We start from the raw sequence: 17,275 nt of genomic DNA, 5'->3' as shown, positions 1-17,275 counted from the left end.
CGGGCAGCCTTCTTTTATTTCTTGACGGTGAAGCCACCAACTACTTCTGCTTCACCAATTCCGCGACCAGCGGGCTAATGTCGTCATCGTAAGTGAAACCCTCCTCTTCGCTGGCAGCTTCTTCGTTATCAAACCGTTTGGCCAGTTTGCCATCGCGGCCATAAACGTAAACCGCTGGAGGTGCCGCCAGGTCTAGTTTCTTCAGCATCGTTTCTGAATCGTCCGCGGCAATCACATTGTCAAACGTCGCCCCGACAAACTGAAGGATTGGCATCACTTTGTCTTTGTACGTCTCGGGACCTTCATCGGGCAGTCCGATGTAATCCAAGCTGACCGTAATACATTTCACATCATCTGGAGAGTGGGCCGCGTAAAGCTGCACGAGGCCTGGCAGTTCTTTAATACAGGGAGGGCAATCGGTCGACCAATAATCGACAACAACCACTTTACCTCGGTACGACTCGACGAGCATTTGAATGCCTGCGTGGTCCATTACCTTGGTCGTTACTTCCGTAGGGGTTTCCTCCTCAGCAACTTCAACCACCGGCCCTGGAGCAACGGGAGGAGTCATCGCTGGCTGCGAACCTTTTTCGCAACCTATACCCACCACTAACATGCCGAGCCATAACCAACGCATATTCATGTTCCGCCCCGCTCCCTTAATTTAGGTGTACGCATTACGATATCCGAAAGGATCTTCCGCAACTCGTTTGTATCGCAGTCGAAGGGGCCCAAGCAACAGGGGCGCCGTTTTAAGCCAACTTGCCATGGATTCCGATTTCGAGCATCTCCGGCACAAACCACCTACCGCTTTGGATCAGCCTCGCGAACTGATCGTGGCATGTTGTCCGATGCGCAGTAACGTGAATGTCTCGCGAATTGTCAGAGCCGCCTCCTGCTGCGCTATCAGCAAAGTGGTTGTCTGCGGCAACGTAAAAATCGATCCCAAGATCGCTCGCGACGGCGCCGAGAAACTCCCGATCTCGCGTCATCGCAGCTTGCCGCCGGTCTTAAGAGACCTAAAGAAAGAGGGCTACACCCTCGTCGGACTGGAACAGACAACCAACTCGCAGAACATTCACCACTTCCCGTTCGTACGCAAAACCGTACTCGTCATCGGGAACGAACGGCTCGGAATCACCGACGACATCCTGCCGCTGCTGGACGCCACCGTCGAGATTCCTGTCTATGGAATGCCATTCAGCTACAATGCTGCGACGGCGACTTGCATGGCACTGTACGAGTTCTGTCGGCAATTCCCCGAAGGATAGCTGCGAAACGGTATTACGACGCCAGCGATAACGTGGTTCGCGATTCTGCTCTACTTTCTTAAGGTTCGCCGCAACGCGGCCTCAAGCGATTGTCGGCTTCGCGCAATACGACTACGATGCGGGTTCGCAAACATGCCGTGACTCCTTGATGGTCGTAAGAAGATCTCATGACATTTCGCACTTCCCTTCTGCTTCTCCTCGCATTCGGCACTTTCCTGGGCTGCAACAATACAGCCGAAAAGGAACCTACCCAAGTCAAAACGCCTCCCCTTTCCGTCACCATCGTAGGTGAGGAAGGTCTAGCGGAAGTCATCCGAAGAGAACTTTCCGCACGGTCCGAAGAAGAGATTGTCGTCGATGTCGTCACGGAAGAAGTGCTGCTGAACCAAAAACGATTTACAAACGATCTTCTGATCTACCCACCAGCTTTGATGGGCGAATTGATCGAGCGAGATTGGATTGTCCCCGTTCCGTCGGCAACACTGGGCAACGAGGCACTGCAACTGAATGACATTACCCTCGGAATTCTTCAAACCGAAACACGCTGGGGAGCCAAACCGTATGCGTTGCCGCTCGGTAGCCCTGTCCTAATGCTGATGGTCCGTACCGACTTACTGCAGCAGCTTGATTTAGAAGTCCCCACCACTTGGCAGGAATACGCCGACGCGGTCGATAAGATTCAGAAAAGCAACCTGCTAAACCAAAGCGACACGATCGCGGCCGCGACGTTGGAACCGCTCGACAGTGCTTATCTACCAAGCCTTTGGCTGGCACGCAGTGCCGCTTATGTCAAACATGGCGAGAATCTGTCGACCTACTTCGACTTTGCCACCGGCAAGGCCCGCATCAACCTGCCATGCTTTACCAAAGCAGCCCAAGAACTGGCAGCAACCGCTAAAACGATCCCCAACGAATACAATTCGCTTGACCCGAAAGCTTCGGCCGAAGCATTTCTTTCCGGCAAGTCCTTCATGGCGATCGGCTGGATCAACAAGCATACGATCGTGCCTGACTCGGTGCCGGAAGACATTCTTTTCGCTCCCCTTCCTGGCTCGACGGAAACGTACCAGACGCCTGAAAACCAGTGGATTCCACGTCAGGGCAACCAGGCCGAATCGATCCCCCTGCTATCCACTTCCGGCATGGTCGGTTCCGTCTCGGCTCTTTCCGGGCAAACGATCAATGCCGCAAACCTATTGGCGGAACTGACCGGCCCCGAGATGATCAGCCTGATTTCACCTGCTTCCCAGCGAACCACTTTGTGCCGCGTCTCCTCTTTACCAATGGCGGAAGCGTGGATGCCAACCGGCCTGCCTGGCACGGCCCTGCGGCAATACGCTCAGGTCAGCATCGAACGGCTCCAAGCTCCGCACCACCTCTCGGCGATCCGCATCCCCAATCGGGAGGCCTACCGAGACGTCGTCCGTGAGGCATTGCAGAAAACGATGCAGGCCAATGGTAACGACATTGAACCAATCTGGCTGGAAGCGGCCCAGGCCTGGGATAAACTGTCAGAAGAGTCAGGCTCAGAAGCCCACATCAAAGCATTCCGCAACAGCCAAGGCATCGGCGAAAACGCCTTTTAACCAACACGAATCACCAGGCAAACTTCCTGGACGACCCCAGAATCGCCACCTAAAATAAATTCAACCTTCAGGGGCTGTAGCTCAGCTGGGAGAGCGCTGCGTTCGCAATGCAGAGGTCGTCGGTTCAATCCCGATCAGCTCCACTTTACAAAAAAAGACGTTGGCCAAATTAAGCCAACGTCTTTTTCTATTTCAATGGATCAAACTTAGATCTAACCTTCAGTAGCCTCCAGCTTCTTCTCCAACTCCTCTAGCTTCTTTTGCAGCGAGTCGTTCGACTTTTCGAGGTCTTGCATTTGCTTGCGGAGCTCGATTAGCTCTTTGGGCTGGGCCGTTTCGTCTTTCGTTAGGGCTGCCAAGGCGGAGCTTGCTGCTTTGGACAGTTCTTCGTTGAGCGAAGCGTCGGCGTAGGACTGGAGGATCGGTCGGGCCTCTTCTGCGTCGAGCTTACCCAACGCTTCGATGGCACCTTTTTGAATTTCTGGACGAGCATCGTTCAAGTGAGGGGCAATCAGCTTGAGCGAAGCCAGCTTCTCGTCGTCGCCGCTTAGCGTTGCGAGTGCTTTGAGGAGCTTGGAAAGTCCCCGCATCGTGTACTGTGGTGCGTTGTCTTCCAACTGAGCCGAAAGCAATGTCACGTACTGCGACGAGCCACTCTTCTGCATCGCGTCGACGGCGGCTTCTGCGATTTCATTGCGGAACGATTCTTTTTTGATCGAAGCTCGCAAGTAATCGGAAACCGATTCGTCGGAGTACTTCGCCAAGCCATCGATCCACGCGGCGACAATCGCAGGGTTCTGTTCGGCCTGGGCCGCTTTCAGAAGTTCGTCCAGCTGTTCCGGTTGATACTCCCCAACGATCGCTTTTACCAAAGCTAAGCGGACACGGGCATCTTTCGGCGTTGCCGTTTTGCGAAGGGCTTCACGCGACTCGGTCGAGTTGATCTTACCGAGAGCTTCCGCCGCTTCAACTTGCACGCCGTAAAACGAATCGTTTTCAAGTGCCTTTTGAATCGCTTCAATCGCTTTGTGCGACTTCTTCTTGGCTAATGCTTCGATGGCCAAGATACGTCCGGTGGCACGCTCGGCGTTTTCCAGTTCGCTGATCCACAAGTCTTCTGGCTTGTCGAAGTCGACTTTGGTCAACAGCGTGTACTCTGGATCGAATTGCACCATTTCGGGCTTGGCTGGCAGCGAGACGTAGAAGTCATGCTTGGCTTCGGTGATGTCTTCAGTGTGCAGCACCATTTCGCCGTCGCATAAAAATGCAAACGTGGCGGGGAAGTTGAATAACATCACGTCGTCGTCCACTTTGTGTGTTTGCTCCAACGTGATCTGAGCAAGCGACAACTTTGGATCGAAGCGGTAGCGAATCTTCAAGTCAGGGTGTCGGGCATGATATACCCACTGATCGAAGAAGCGATCGAACGTGCGGCCACTGGTTTCTTCAATCGCGGCTTGCAATTCCGGCGTGGTGACGGTCGTCAGACCGTGCTCTTTCAAATAGCTTTGAATCGCTTCTCGGAAGAGCTCTTCCCCCATCTGGCTGCGGAGCATATGCAGCACCCAGCTTCCCTTGGGATACGCGCGGTAGTCGAACTGATCGCCAGCGTTGCGGTATTTCTTCCAGACAATCGGACGCTTGTCGTTCGCTCCACGTGGCAGCACGCGGTTTGTGGCGTCTCGGTAAAGTCCATACAACGTCGCGTCGCGGCCGAACTTTTCCCCTTCATACAAATGGGTGTAGTACGTCGCGAAACCTTCGTTAAGCCACAAATGGCTCCAGTCTTCGCACGTTACATAGTCGCCGAACCACTGGTGAGCCAGTTCGTGGGCGTCGAGACCGCGTGACGAACGGATGTTCTCGGTCGCTGGAGTGAAGATCGTATTGTGCGTCAGCGTGGTGATCGTCGTGTTTTCCATTCCCCCGGCAATGAAGTCACGAATAGTTACTTGATCGTATTTATGCCACGGGTAAGCGACACCGATTTCCTTTTGGTAAAACGCCATGATCGAAGCCGTGTCTTGGAACGAACCAGCGGCATGCTGCGAAAGAGTCGGCTGACTGTAGAAGCCAAGCGGAATGTTTCCCGCGCGATCTTCCAGCTTGTCGAAGTAGCCAGCGACTACGCAGATCAAGTAGTTCACGTGCGGCTTCTCTTGCAGCCAATGCACCGACTTCAGCTTCGTTTCCGGGTCGATGCTTTCTCCCAGGTTTCGCCCGTTGGATACGACCGTCATATCGGACGGCACATGGCAGATCACCTCGGTGGTCGACTTTTCATTCGGGTAATCGAAACAAGGGAACCATTGCCGCGCGTAGTGCGATTCGCCTTGCGTCCAGCAGTGGGTATCTTCTTCAGGGTACCCCATCTCGGCGGTACGGAAATAGAAACCACCTTGCGGTTGGCAATGATGCTCAATCGTAACCCAGCTTTCTTGACCGACCGGAATTGGCTCTGCAAACGCAATCGTCAAGTCAGAGCTGGTACTGTCGAACTGATCTACTGGAGTCGAGGCTTCCACGCTTGTGATCGAAAGATCGACCGCGTCCAGCTTCAACACGTCGAGCGGCTTGCGAAGTGGCACAAACCGGATGGTTGTGCTTCCACCCACGGTTCGCTTTTTGAAGTCTGGCGTGATATCCAACTTGATGTGCTGAACATCTACTTTGCGAACTGGGGCGTAATGAGGACCGTCGCCCCCAAGATCGACGCCAAATCCCAGCCGTGCGGCGTGCGACTCGCAGTAGCGACAAGTACAGAAGGCCTCTTCGGCCCAAGCCAACGAGCTGTTCACCACCGAAACCAAGCAAGCGGCGGCGAACAATGCGATCAGAGAAAGTGATTTCATAGCGAAGTAATCAGCCGGTTAAATTCGTCGAGCGGCCAGCGATACGAGGTCTCTGGCATGCTCAAACATGCGCATTTTCGTAAACGGTTGATTCCAGCCTAATCATCTTTCTGGTCAGGGGAAAGGAGTCCGTACTGTTCGCACTTCTTTTTTACGGTGGTTCGATGGATACCTAAAATTCGAGCAATTGCCAAATATTGCCCGTCGCATTGGTCGAGAAGCTCTTTGAGCATCTCTTTTTCCGCCAAGGATTGAAATCGAGCCCACAAATTTTCCGATTCGCCGTTTTTCAGCTCTTCTTTGGTCCAATCTCGAATGTCGTCGGCTAGTTTTTCCGCGGAACCCCCATCCTGAGAGTCACGATCGAACCACGCTTTTTCGACCGGAGGGGGCAAATGATCGACTTCAATCGTCCCGCTACGAGCCAAAATCTGGGCATGCTCCACCGCATTTCTCAGCTCACGAACGTTGCCGTACCAGGGACGCTTCTTCAATTCTTCCAGGGCGGCCGAAGCAATCCGTAACGGCTGTTGGTACTCCTTTTCCAGCAAATGCAGGAAGTGCTGAACCAGCGGCGGAATGTCTTCCCGGCGTTCCCGGAGCGGTGGCAGATCGATGCGAAACGTATTCAAGCGAAACAGCAAGTCATGCCGAAACGTCCCTAGCTTGACGCAAGCCGAGAGGTCTTGATGCGAAGCACACACGATGCGGAAGTCGGTCTTTTCGCCTACCGATCCGCCGACAGGAACCACTTCCCGCTGCTCTAATGCCCGCAGCAATTTGGCTTGGGTCGGTAGCGGAATCTCGGCAACTTCGTCCAGAAACAGCGTGCCACCACTGGCTTGTTGCAAAAAGCCCGGCTTGTCTTGAATCGCATGCGTGAACGCTCCCCGGACATGGCCAAACAGTTCGCTTTCAATCAGCGAGGGGGCCAGCGACGCGATATTCACCGCCACAAACGGCTTTTCATAGCGAGGGCCATATCGATGAATGGCCTGGGCGACGAGCTCTTTCCCGGTACCGCTTTCTCCTTGAATCACAATCGGCGCGACACTGCTGGCTGCCAATGCAATTCGCTTGAATACTTCTTGCATGGCCAGCGAAGTCCCGACCAAGTCGGCCGAGACCGTTTCAGGGCGAACCTCGATCTTTTCCGACTGCTGAGCCAATGCCCGATCGATGACCGTTTGAATGTCTTCAACAGAGAATGGTTTGACGAGGTAATCGAACGTCCCTTGCCGAACCGCTTCGACGGCCACCTCCAAGTCGCCAAACGCCGTGATTAATACGACCGGAGTACCAGGGGCGATCTCTTTGACTTTCGGCAACGCCTCTAGACCTGACATGCCAGGCAAACGGACATCCAGGAACATCAAGTCAGGCCGACTCTCTTCCAACAAGTCGAGTCCTTGTTCGGCGGTTGAAGCGACACGAACTTCGTGCCCAAGCTTGGTGCCCAGTTTTTCGATGGCCCAGCAAACGCTCGATTCGTCGTCAATTACGTGAATATTTGCCATGAACGACTATTCAGACTCTGCGCGAGGAAGGGTGATATGAAAGCACGTTTTCCCATCGACTCGGTACCACTCAATCGTTCCCCCGTGCAGTTCGACAATCTCGCGGACCACCGGAAGCCCTAGCCCGGTTCCTTCCTGTTTGGTCGTCACCAAAGGCTCGAACAGCTGATCCGCGACGTCTTCTGACGGGCCCATTCCCTCGTCGCATACTCGGATTGTAATCCATTTTTCGTTTTCGTGCGTGACCGCCTCGATCGTCAAATCGTCCTTTCGGCTCCCCTTCTCTGCTACGTACCCTGGTACCGCGTGGGCTGTTTGCAACGCTTCGATCCCGTTGAGCAGCAAGTTCATCAGGCACGTTTGCAGCAAAACAAAATCACCGGTAATCGTCATCCCCGCCGGTAGATTGACGGACTGCCGAATCGCCAGCTGATGATGCTGGGCCTGAGGTTCGACCATCGAAACGGTATTCTCGATCAGCTGCGGGACGTCGATCTCGCGATGCTCGATACCCTGTTTCCGCCCCAATCGCAGCATTGACTGCACCATGTGTTCCACCATCGCCATCTGCCGCTGGGCAACTTGAAGGCTCTCGCAATCAGGCTGGCTGCAATCCAAACGATGCAGCCCCAATGCCAACTGCCCACCGGTCATCGCATTGCGAATTTGATGCGAGAAGCCAGCGCCGATCTGCCCGAGAACCTGAGCACGTTCCATGGTGCGTACTTTGGTTTCGTACGACTCCAACTGCTGTGACATGCGATTGATCGCCAGCGAAAGATCGCGAAGTTCGTCGTCGGTCTTTCCTGGCGGCACTTCCACGAAGTCTCCTTCCGCAATCCGGTCGACCTGTTTTTGCAGCCGCGTTACGGGGCGTGTGATCCGTACCGTCAGAAACGAAGCAACCAACAACATTGGTCCAACCGCAGTCAGACCGAGCAGCATTAGGGGCCAGAAAGACTGCGCGACGCGGCGATCGTAATTTGCTTTCGGGTATAGCAAATGGACCGTTACTTCGCCGCTGCCAGAAAACCGCGAAGTTGTCGTGCTGTGGAAATAACTTTGCCCGGCCAGTTGAATCACTTCACTCAGATCGACCACGCCTGGGGCGTCATCTTTCAAGAGTGTCAGCAGTTCCTCCGGGGTGATTTCGGTCGTCGAACGAATCAGCTCCCCTTGCCGATCGGTCACCGCCAACTGTGTTCCGGTAAGTCCTTGAATTTGCTCCAGCACCGGCTGCGACAGTGGAAAACGTACCTCGGTCAGTTGCTGATTGATCGCCGCCAGGCGCGCTTCGACCTCCTCGCCGGTTTCCGTTTGGGCGTACCACAGATTCAACAGCGAAAGCGCAAAGACCGTCACTAACGTCCAAAGCGTCAGCGGAAGAGTGACTTGATAGATTAACGGCCAACGCATGGATAAATCGGAGTAGAGTGTTCAGTTTTCGGTGTTCGGTTTTTATTTAGAAAGAGCAAGAGGTGTACTTTCACTTAGGATTCACCCTCCTGCTGAATACTGAATACGGAACACCACCAACTACCAGTATACTCTACCCCGGGAAAAATCAGGGATTCGTTTGTCCGGTTGATAACTGCTTCCCTGGAATCCATACTCAATATTACCGAACACGCGGCGTTATCCTTTTCGCCCTGTTCCTTTTCATCACGCCCCTTCCCCCCAAGACTTCCTACCCCTGGAAATTTGCCATGCGTCGACTGTTGAGCCTATCCCTGTTGCTTGCGTTGCCCTGCTTGAGCTTTGCTGCCGCTCCGGAGAACTTCACCGTGAAAGTCCTTGGGGTCGATGCCAACGAAGGCTGCGACATCGCCGACTTCGATGGCGACGGCAAGTTGGACGTCATCGCTGGACGCAACTGGTATCGCAACGGCGATTGGCTTCCTCGTCCGGTTCGCATGTTTGAAGACAAAGGGGGCTACGTGCATTCCAACGGCGATTTCGCCCAAGACGTCAACGGCGATGGCCATGTCGACGTGATCGCCGGGGACTTTTTCCAAGGGAAAGTCAACTGGTACGAGAACCCTGGTTCCCCTGCGAACTTGCAAGGTTATCTCTGGAAAGAGCACAACCTGATCGATACCAAGCTGACGACCAACGAAGCGACGATCATGGTCGACTTGGACGGCGATGGTATCGAAGAATGGGTCACGAATCAGTGGAACCCTAAGAACCCACTGTTGGCCTGCCGCTTTACGAAGGGAGACAATGGCGAGCCACAGCTGACTTCCTTCAAGATCGGCGGTCAGAACGGGCACGGCATCGGCGTTGGCGATATCAACAACGATGGCCGTTTGGATATCCTCGTCGGCCAAGGCTGGTACGAAGGCCCCGAAGGTGGTCCCTGGTCGAGCGAGTGGGCGTTTCATGCCGATTGGAACGAACACCTCCCCTGCCCGATGCTCGTTACGGACGTCAATGGTGACGGCAAAAACGACATTATCGCCAGCAAAGCGCATGGCTTTGGGCTTTGGGTTTGGCTGGCTACCGGAACCGATAAGGACGGCAAGCTGACGTTCGAACAAAAGATGATCGACGACACCTTCAGCCAGGCCCACTGTCTTCATCTGGCTGATTTAAACGGCGACGGCCAAGACGACCTGATCACCGGCAAACGCGTGCGTGCCCACAACGGCAACGACCCCGGCGGCAAAGAACCACCGGTGCTGAACTACTATACCTGGGACAAAGAACTGAACTTCACCCAACAGACCATCAACCGAGGCGAAGTCGGCATCGGCCTTCAAATCCGCACCGCCGACATCGACGGCGATGGAGACATTGATGTCGTAGTCGCCGGAAAAGACGGCACACAGATTTTGTTCAATCCGTTGAAGGACTAAGCAAATCGTTCCGCCTCGCGAAGATGCCTAACCGGGCTACCCAATTCGGTCTTCCTGGGGAACAAGACATTACAGATATTTCGCCAGCGGGCCTCCCTTGGCGGCCAGGGCGTCGACTTTGGCGGTTACCTCGGGGTCTTCGATCAGCGGCGGGGCGTTCCAGGGTTTGATTCGGGCGTCGATGATTAGCGAGCCTTCGCAGCCCCAATGTTTTTGTCGGGTAAAGCTGCCGATGCCGTGGATGTCGGCGGCTGGATTGCTTCGCGTGAACGTGACCCACAACAGGTTGTTTAGCGTCTGGGCAGTGAACTCGCTTTCATCGGCGATGATCACCAGCGGGAACGTATTGATCGAATCGCTCGGCGAATAGAACGCGGCGAAACGCTCGATCGATGGTTCGACTTCCTGGCGTGCCGTTTCGTACTTCGGGCCACTGACGACCAGCACGCCTGGCATGGCGATTTTTGGTGTGCGGAAACCATCCGGCAAGTTCAAGTTGCCTGGGATTTCGGTTGGCAACTCGCGCTGCGGTGGACCGACTGCGGCAATGATCGCCTTCGAACCATGGTTGAATTCGCCGCTCGAATAGTCGAGCGTATCAATCGTTGTCTCGGTCAGGAAATGAATGTCACGCCGCCAATCGACACGCCGCAGCATATGGAGCAGAAAGGGGCAGATCTCGTGCAAATCCATGCTCGGATCGTCTTGCTCGGCCGCGATGAACAGATATTTGGCCAGCGACATTTGTCCTTGCCCCAGAATCGCCGCCGCTTGCGTCATCAATTCTTTCGGTCGCCGCCGCTCTTCGTACGGGACATACCGTTCGCTGCCGATCGCCAACAGCAACGGATGCACTCCGGCCGCATCGACCGCGTGCACTTCTTTGATGCCTGGAAGCACCGTCGGAATGACCGGCCCGGTGATCTCGTGAATCAGTTCGCCGAACGTCGTGTCTTCCTGCGGCGGACGTCCCACGACCGTAAACGGCCAAATCGCCCCGTCGCGGTGATAAACCTTCTCGACACGCATCGTCGGAAAAAGATGCTTCAGGCTGTAATAACCCAGGTGATCGCCAAACGGCCCTTCCAGCTTTTCTTCCCCAGCATGAATCGTTCCGCTGATGCAGAAGTCCGCCTCGGCATAGATCGGCAGTTTCGATCGCGAAGTCGCCATTGGTATTCGGTGCCCTGCGAGTGCGCCTGCGAAGCCAAGTTCTGAAAGCCCTTCCGGCAACGGCATCACCGCGGCAAGCGTCATCGCCGGATTGCCGCCGACAAAGATATTGACTCGCAGCGGTTCCCCTTGGGAGATCGCGGCGGAATGATGCACACCGATGCCGCGATGAATTTGATAGTGCAGCCCTACTTCGCCGGTCGGGTCGAACTCGTTGCCTGCGATCTGTACGCGATACATGCCGAGGTTGGAATGAGCCAGGCCACCGGTTTGCTGGTCTTCCGTAAAAACTTGCGGCAGCGTTACGTAAGGGCCGCCATCGTCAGGCCATGAAACAAGCTTCGGTAAGTCGGTCAGCTTGATCTCGTTCTGAAAGATCGGTCCGCTGCGGACCTTCTTCGGCAGCATCGAAAGTGCCCCCAACGGCGCCGTGGCATATCGCATGGGAGCTTTGAACAGCTGATTCGGATCGATCTTCAGTTCGATCAACCGCTTAACGGTTTCCAGCGTATCGCGAAAGATAAACCTGGCTCGCTCCATCGATCCGAACAAGTTACCGACCATCGGAAAGCGGCAATCTTTCACGTTCGTGAAAAGAACAGCCGGTCCACCGTTGAGGTAAACACGTCGCTGAATCTCGGCGATTTCTAAATGAGCGTCGACGTCGTTTTCAAGAACAACGAGGTGCCCATTTCGTTGCAAGTCGTCGACGCAAGCGCGGAGCGTTCGATAGCCCATAAGTGGTGATCGGTGCTTGAGGGAAGGAAGACGCGAACGCGAGCCCGCTCGACTCGCAATCCAAGGAGGTTACCGCGAAGCCTCCCCGTTCGCAACAAGCCCCAACCTTCGAGTTAGGTTGAAACAGCGTAAGCTATAGAGGTCATCACCAGGTTGCCCCGAACACTGAAACCTTGATTCGGCTTCGCGGGTTACCCAATTTCGATTCCCACTAGATACGCAGGATGGCTACCAGCCATCTTTGACGGACAGCCATCTTATACGGCACGAAGATGGCTATCGCCTCAAAAAGCGTAGCCATTCTGCGAGAATCTGCATTTGCTGAGAACATCTTCCCAGCTTTATTCGCAGCGACTAGTCGTGATCGTGGGCACTTCCAGGGCCGTGGGCGTGGCCATGCTCGATTTCTTCCGGGGTCGCTTCGCGGACATCGACCACGGTGATCTCGAAGTGCAAGTCTTCACCAGCCAGTTCATGATTACCGTCGACGACAACCATGTCGTCTTGGATTTCGATGACGGTGACTAAGACCTGATCGTCTTCCGTTTCCAGAACAAACTGCGTCCCTTCTTCCACGTCGCCCAACTCGGCGAACTGGCTCTTTTCGAGTTCCCAGAAGAGATCTTCGTCGATGGTGCCGTAACCTTCTGCGGCTGGAATCACGACTTCGAACGATTCGCCCGAATTGCGGTCATCGAGAGCTTTTTCCATCCCGGAAATCAAATTGCCGACGCCGTGCAGATAGGCCAACGGATCGGACGCGTCTGCCGAATCGAGCAGATTCCCTTCCGAATCCTTCAACGTGTAGGCAATGGAAACAACCGTATTCTTGGCAACTTTCATCGATACTTCCCAGGCAATGGCTCACGGGCCCAACGAAATTACGGGGCGATAGCCTCAGCATACTGCGTGCAGGGGTCAGGCTCAATCTCGGCTTAGAGGAAAGTGAATGGTTCCCCAGAAAAGAATTGGCTACGATCTGGAAAGAAGTCCAATTCTACGCTTGCAAACGCAAAGCTTCGCCGCGTGATATCACCAAGTGCATTGAGGCCGTCAGAAGTAAACTACCGCGAAGCGTGGGATAGAAATTTGGCGATTGCGTCGTTCTGGGAAGTCGCCCAGGCATGGCCGATGTTGGGAACCGAAATGAATTGAGTCGGCACTCCTGCGGCTTGATAACGCTGGTGAGCCTGGCGGATGGCATCGTGGGCAGGATCGTCTTGCCCCGCGATTAGCAGGACCGGCACGTTCAGTTCATTGCCGGGCATCGTGGAAGGTGGTGGACCGGATTGCGCGACGACGGCGGTGATCGTCGTGCTTCGCTTCGCGGCCAACCACTGAGCAAACGTCGCCCCGTGCGACATACCGATCACATAAATACGACTATCATCGATATTATATTGACGCGATATATTGTCGACGATGGTATCGAACCGCTGTAAGTCTCGATCGTCAGCGGCGTCTGGGACTTCTTTCCGTGGAACCTGCCATAGCTTTCCTGCTGCGTCCGGATAGACGACGATTGCTCCCTGCTTTGCGGCAAAATGATCGAGCTGCGAATAGGCGGCCATCGATTCGGCCGAATCACCGATGCCATGCCAGGCAACGATCAGCGGTGCGTTCGAGGACGTCCGCGTGGGGATCGCCATGCGGCAAGCGAAAGTATCTGCCCCGGTAGCGAACGAAGTTTCCACGATTTGAAACTCCGGCTCGTCTTGGCAACCTGCCAGAACCAATAGCGCCAGGACTGTGATCGTTTGCCAATGCATCGAGAGTTTTAGGGCGTGAAGCGTGCGATTAGCGAAGCCGCGCGCTCATTGTACGAAAGTATTGACCAAGCGTACAACAATTATTCGCGACCTCTTGATGTTCTATACATGGGCGCGTCTCGCTTCTGCACGCAATCTGACCGTGGCATTTTGGCAATCGCTAACGCAGCGCATGACGCGGGCGATAAAGGAAATCATTTTCGTTGTAGGTTGGACACAAACTTCTTAGCATTCTCTTACAAGTTATTTACAGTCGAATCCGTATACGATTCGCAAAGCCCACCCCACCCGAGTGGTCACAAAGTGCTCACCGGAAGCTGTGGCGATTGTTCTGCTTAGGACGATTAGCGCGGCGTCGAAGGAGCAAAATGTGAGAAGTTGACTGTCAGGTAAAGAGATTCACTGGCTCTTTACATAACGGTCAGGCTGTGTCGGTTATTTGGGTGATGGGTGCGGCCTGCTAGTAAACCTTTGGGAATCGCTGGCGGATGACTTTTCCGAACACGTCATGCATTTCGATAACATAAGTGCTCGCGAAGAGCACGGACGTTGCCATTTATACACGGAGGAGTTTCATATGCCGATTAATGAACGTTATGGGGATGATTCGGACTTTGGTTGGGCCACGCACAACCCGGGAATCATCGGTGGATTCTGTCTAGTTCTAGGAATCACGTTGGGTGTGGGGATCACCCAGTTTTGGCTACAACAGGATGTCGTCAAACAACTTGCTGAAGTTCGTAAGGAAGTCAAAGCGACGCACCATCCCCTCAATCAGCTCACAGGTTTTCAAGACGTAACGAATCGAACCAACTCGCTGTTGTCTCGATTGGAAGAACAAAGCAGCAAGCTTTACAAGGCCGGTCAAACGGTGCAGCGTTCGGACAACCTGCACGACGAAATCGCTCGCTTGTCGGCGAAGCTTGTTTCGGCCGAAGCGACCGCTAAGAAGCTGAGCACGCTGCAAAGCGACTTGGACAAAGCCAACTTGAAGCTTGTCGCCGCTCAGCAAAAAGTGAACGAGCTTGAATCGCTCGCCGCTCGACTTGGCCGCAATGGCGCTGACATCTATCAAGCCCAAGATGCTTTGGCTTCGCTGGAACTTGTGCAGCAGCAGCTGATTAACCAGCAATGCTTGATGCCGGAACTGACCGCCACGGTCGATTCGCACTGGCAATTGCAAAACGCCATTTGCGACCTCGCTGCTCAGTCGGGCGCCACTGGTCGTGCGATCGATTCGCTGGCAATCAATCAAGATCGCGTCCAACAGTTGGCCGTCGACACCGAGCAGTCGAACCTGGTTCTCGCAAACGTTCAGTCGATTCTGCACGACCAGAAATCGATGGACTTGCAAGTCAAGAAACTGGCCGACACGCTCGACGCTGCCACGCAGCTTTCCTACGAAGCGATTCGTTTGAACACTCGCATCAAAGATGTGCGTAACCAAACGACTTCGGCAACGAAGAACATGGACGAAATGGCCTGGCTCGTTGACTTCCTGAACTCGCAGGAAGACAAGATCGCCAAAGCCCAAGAGAACTTGCACAAGATCGACGAGATCGAAAACCAAGTGGTTCGCCTGGACGACTGCGTCCCAGCTTTGGTCGAAAACGTTGACCTGGTGACGGGTTTGAACAAGACGATGGTTGCGGTCCTGGGCAGTTCGGCTGACCTTCGATCGGAACTTGCCGAGATCGTACTGATGCAACCTGCGGTGGAACAATTGGCCACGCAGTTCCGTCAGATGACCACTCCGCAAGACTCCGGCAAGTTGGTCAACGCGAAGGATCGTGCCAAGCAGATGATCGAAGCTTCCAAGCCGGAAGTCGAGATCCCGATGTACATCAGCCGAGCCAAGTAAGCTCGGCGGTGCATCCGCCCCAAGTGCGATAAGCCGCCGACAACCGTGGCTTAAACAATGGGACGTTCGCTTGCCGCCCGTGGCAAACCGTGGCTCTCCTCTTCTCGGTAAGCGAACAAGCCCAGAAAAAATGTCGGCGGCTTTGACCGGAATCGAAAATTCCGGCCAACGCTATAGAAGCAACTCTTTGACCGGGTGCCGTTCTTCAACCCCGGTCAGTTTGACGTCGAGTCCCTGGAACGGAACCGACAACTTTCGATGGTCGATGCCCAAGCAGTGCAAGATCGTCGCGTTCATGTCCGAAATGTGGACTGGATCTTTGACAATATTATAACTGAAATCATCCGTTTCGCCGTGAACGAGACCTGGCTTGATTCCCCCGCCAGCCATCCAAACGGTGAAGCAGCGAGGATGGTGATCGCGGCCGTAATTCTCTTTGGACAATCCCCCTTGGCTATAGATCGTACGCCCAAATTCACCACCCCATACGACCAACGTGTCGTCTAACATGCCTCGCATTTTCAGGTCTTGAATCAACGCCCATGCAGCTTGATCGACATCTTTGGCCTGAGCCGGAAGATCGCGGGCCACATTGCCATGCTGGTCCCATCCGCGATGGAAGATCTGCACGAAACGCACATCTCGTTCAACCATCCGTCGGGCAAGTAAACAACTTGCGGCAAACGAGCCAGGCTTGCTGACCTCGGGTCCGTACATATCGAGCGTAGCTTGAGTTTCCTTCGAGAGATCGACCAACTCCGGCACCGAAGACTGCATTCGGAATGCCATCTCGTACTGCGAAATACGAGACTGCGTTTCAGGATCGCCAGAGAGCCGATACGTTTCCTGATTGATCTTCGAGACGCTATCGAGCATTCGCCGACGCAGCGAACCATCGATCCCCTCCGGGTTGGAGAGAAACAGAATCGGATCGCCTGACTTGCGAAGTGTCACCGCCGAATGCTTCGACGGTAGGAAACCGGCACCCCATAGTCGATTGTAAAGTGCCTGAGCTTGCTGACGTCCGCTCCAATTTGGAGTCATCACGACAAAAGTCGGCAAGTTGGCGTTCATTGAACCGAGGCCGTAGCTTAACCACGATCCAAGACTTGGCCGACCAGGCAATTGGTTACCGGTACAGATGTATGTGATGGCCGGATCGTGGTTGATGGCTTCGGTATGAACCGATTTCACGATCGCGATGTCGTCCACCATCTTCGCATGGTACGGCAGCAATTCGCTGACCATCGTGCCATTTTCGCCGTGGGGCGAAAACTTGAACTTGGAAGGAGCAATCGGAAAACGGCTTTGCCCGGACGTCATCGTGGTCAGACGTTGCCCTTGCCGAATCGATTCCGGCAAATCCTTGTCGTACCACTCGGCCATTTTCGGCTTGTAGTCGAACAAGTCCATCTGACATGGAGCACCCGCCATGAAAAGGTAAATAGCCCGTTTTGCCTTCGGTGCGAAATGCGGAAGCGTGGGCAATCCGCCAATCCCAGAACTCGGCAGCTTGGCCGCTTCGGCAGGCAGATTGGTCATCGAAGCCAACGCTGCAGCGCCCAGCCCAAGAGCTCCTTTTTGGAAGAAGTGCCGGCGTGTGATTGCTTGGATATATTCGCTATGAGGATCCATTACGGTGGTCCTTGG

At 54.5% G+C, this 17,275-nt stretch carries 12 protein-coding genes and 1 tRNA gene; 5 read left to right on the top strand and 8 right to left on the bottom strand.

Features of this window, described 5'->3' with window-relative positions; translation table 11 throughout:
• Positions 1 to 40: 40 nt before the first annotated feature.
• Positions 41 to 643 carry a TlpA disulfide reductase family protein gene (locus tag LA756_RS24930; RefSeq protein WP_224437432.1) on the bottom strand — a complete coding sequence of 201 codons (603 nt, stop codon included), beginning with the start codon at positions 641 to 643 and terminating at the stop codon, positions 41 to 43.
• A gap of 124 nt (positions 644 to 767) precedes the next feature.
• Between LA756_RS24930 and LA756_RS24925 the strand changes: the two genes are divergently transcribed.
• From LA756_RS24925 to LA756_RS24915, 3 genes are all read left to right on the top strand, one after another.
• Positions 768 to 1,271, top strand: a complete 504-nt coding sequence (locus tag LA756_RS24925; RefSeq protein ID WP_224437431.1) for an RNA methyltransferase — start codon at positions 768 to 770, stop codon at positions 1,269 to 1,271.
• Between the two features lie 167 nt (positions 1,272 to 1,438).
• Positions 1,439 to 2,857 (top strand): ABC transporter substrate-binding protein, encoded by a 1,419-nt coding sequence (locus LA756_RS24920; protein WP_224437430.1) that lies wholly within the window; start codon positions 1,439 to 1,441, stop codon positions 2,855 to 2,857.
• Positions 2,858 to 2,927: 70 nt separating this feature from the next.
• Positions 2,928 to 3,000: transfer RNA gene (locus LA756_RS24915), tRNA-Ala, on the top strand.
• A 69-nt stretch (positions 3,001 to 3,069) separates the two neighbouring features.
• Here LA756_RS24915 and LA756_RS24910 read toward each other — a convergent pair.
• From LA756_RS24910 to LA756_RS24900, 3 genes are all read right to left on the bottom strand, one after another.
• A complete protein-coding gene (locus tag LA756_RS24910; protein WP_224437429.1) occupies positions 3,070 to 5,709 on the bottom strand; it encodes a M1 family aminopeptidase in 2,640 nt (879 codons plus the stop codon).
• A 98-nt stretch (positions 5,710 to 5,807) separates the two neighbouring features.
• Positions 5,808 to 7,226: a sigma-54 dependent transcriptional regulator gene (locus LA756_RS24905; RefSeq protein WP_224437428.1), complete on the bottom strand. Its 1,419-nt coding sequence runs from the start codon at positions 7,224 to 7,226 to the stop codon at positions 5,808 to 5,810.
• 6 nt (positions 7,227 to 7,232) lie between these two features.
• On the bottom strand, positions 7,233 to 8,642 hold the full coding sequence (locus tag LA756_RS24900) for a HAMP domain-containing sensor histidine kinase (protein ID WP_224437427.1): 1,410 nt from the start codon (positions 8,640 to 8,642) through the stop codon (positions 7,233 to 7,235).
• A 290-nt stretch (positions 8,643 to 8,932) separates the two neighbouring features.
• Between LA756_RS24900 and LA756_RS24895 the strand changes: the two genes are divergently transcribed.
• On the top strand, positions 8,933 to 10,084 hold the full coding sequence (locus LA756_RS24895) for a VCBS repeat-containing protein (protein ID WP_224437426.1): 1,152 nt from the start codon (positions 8,933 to 8,935) through the stop codon (positions 10,082 to 10,084).
• Positions 10,085 to 10,153: 69 nt separating this feature from the next.
• Here the strand turns inward: LA756_RS24895 and LA756_RS24890 are convergent, their stop codons facing one another.
• From LA756_RS24890 to LA756_RS24880, 3 genes are all read right to left on the bottom strand, one after another.
• A complete protein-coding gene (locus LA756_RS24890) occupies positions 10,154 to 11,995 on the bottom strand; it encodes a UbiD family decarboxylase (RefSeq protein WP_224437425.1) in 1,842 nt (613 codons plus the stop codon).
• A 354-nt stretch (positions 11,996 to 12,349) separates the two neighbouring features.
• The gene (locus LA756_RS24885; RefSeq protein ID WP_224437424.1) at positions 12,350 to 12,838 is read right to left on the bottom strand and encodes a peptidylprolyl isomerase; all 489 of its coding nucleotides are present in this window, start codon (positions 12,836 to 12,838) and stop codon (positions 12,350 to 12,352) included.
• Positions 12,839 to 13,059: 221 nt separating this feature from the next.
• Positions 13,060 to 13,689: a PHB depolymerase family esterase gene (locus LA756_RS24880; protein ID WP_224437423.1), complete on the bottom strand. Its 630-nt coding sequence runs from the start codon at positions 13,687 to 13,689 to the stop codon at positions 13,060 to 13,062.
• Positions 13,690 to 14,341: 652 nt separating this feature from the next.
• On the opposite strand from LA756_RS24880, the gene LA756_RS24875 reads away from it, so the two are divergent.
• On the top strand, positions 14,342 to 15,625 hold the full coding sequence (locus tag LA756_RS24875; protein WP_224437422.1) for a hypothetical protein: 1,284 nt from the start codon (positions 14,342 to 14,344) through the stop codon (positions 15,623 to 15,625).
• Between the two features lie 171 nt (positions 15,626 to 15,796).
• Here the strand turns inward: LA756_RS24875 and LA756_RS24870 are convergent, their stop codons facing one another.
• Positions 15,797 to 17,260 carry a DUF1501 domain-containing protein gene (locus LA756_RS24870; protein ID WP_224437421.1) on the bottom strand — a complete coding sequence of 488 codons (1,464 nt, stop codon included), beginning with the start codon at positions 17,258 to 17,260 and terminating at the stop codon, positions 15,797 to 15,799.
• Positions 17,261 to 17,275 lie beyond the last annotated feature (15 nt).

This window comes from Bremerella sp. TYQ1 (genome assembly GCF_020150455.1).
GTDB lineage: Bacteria > Planctomycetota > Planctomycetia > Pirellulales > Pirellulaceae > Bremerella > Bremerella volcania_A.
Note: the sequence above shows the minus strand (reverse complement) of the source record. Positions and strands in the feature narration are given on the sequence as shown.

What these genes read in the sequence shown, in the direction of transcription:
- LA756_RS24875 (WP_224437422.1), top strand. Translation starts at nt 14,342, where the DNA reads ATGCCGATTAATGAACGTTATGGGGATGATTCGGACTTTGGTTGGGCC.
- LA756_RS24930 (WP_224437432.1), bottom strand. Translation starts at nt 643, where the DNA reads ATGAATATGCGTTGGTTATGGCTCGGCATGTTAGTGGTGGGTATAGGT.
- LA756_RS24895 (WP_224437426.1), top strand. Translation starts at nt 8,933, where the DNA reads ATGCGTCGACTGTTGAGCCTATCCCTGTTGCTTGCGTTGCCCTGCTTG.
- LA756_RS24885 (WP_224437424.1), bottom strand. Translation starts at nt 12,838, where the DNA reads ATGAAAGTTGCCAAGAATACGGTTGTTTCCATTGCCTACACGTTGAAG.
- LA756_RS24905 (WP_224437428.1), bottom strand. Translation starts at nt 7,226, where the DNA reads ATGGCAAATATTCACGTAATTGACGACGAATCGAGCGTTTGCTGGGCC.
- LA756_RS24925 (WP_224437431.1), top strand. Translation starts at nt 768, where the DNA reads ATGGATTCCGATTTCGAGCATCTCCGGCACAAACCACCTACCGCTTTG.
- LA756_RS24870 (WP_224437421.1), bottom strand. Translation starts at nt 17,260, where the DNA reads ATGGATCCTCATAGCGAATATATCCAAGCAATCACACGCCGGCACTTC.
- LA756_RS24910 (WP_224437429.1), bottom strand. Translation starts at nt 5,709, where the DNA reads ATGAAATCACTTTCTCTGATCGCATTGTTCGCCGCCGCTTGCTTGGTT.
- LA756_RS24920 (WP_224437430.1), top strand. Translation starts at nt 1,439, where the DNA reads ATGACATTTCGCACTTCCCTTCTGCTTCTCCTCGCATTCGGCACTTTC.
- LA756_RS24890 (WP_224437425.1), bottom strand. Translation starts at nt 11,995, where the DNA reads ATGGGCTATCGAACGCTCCGCGCTTGCGTCGACGACTTGCAACGAAAT.
- LA756_RS24900 (WP_224437427.1), bottom strand. Translation starts at nt 8,642, where the DNA reads ATGCGTTGGCCGTTAATCTATCAAGTCACTCTTCCGCTGACGCTTTGG.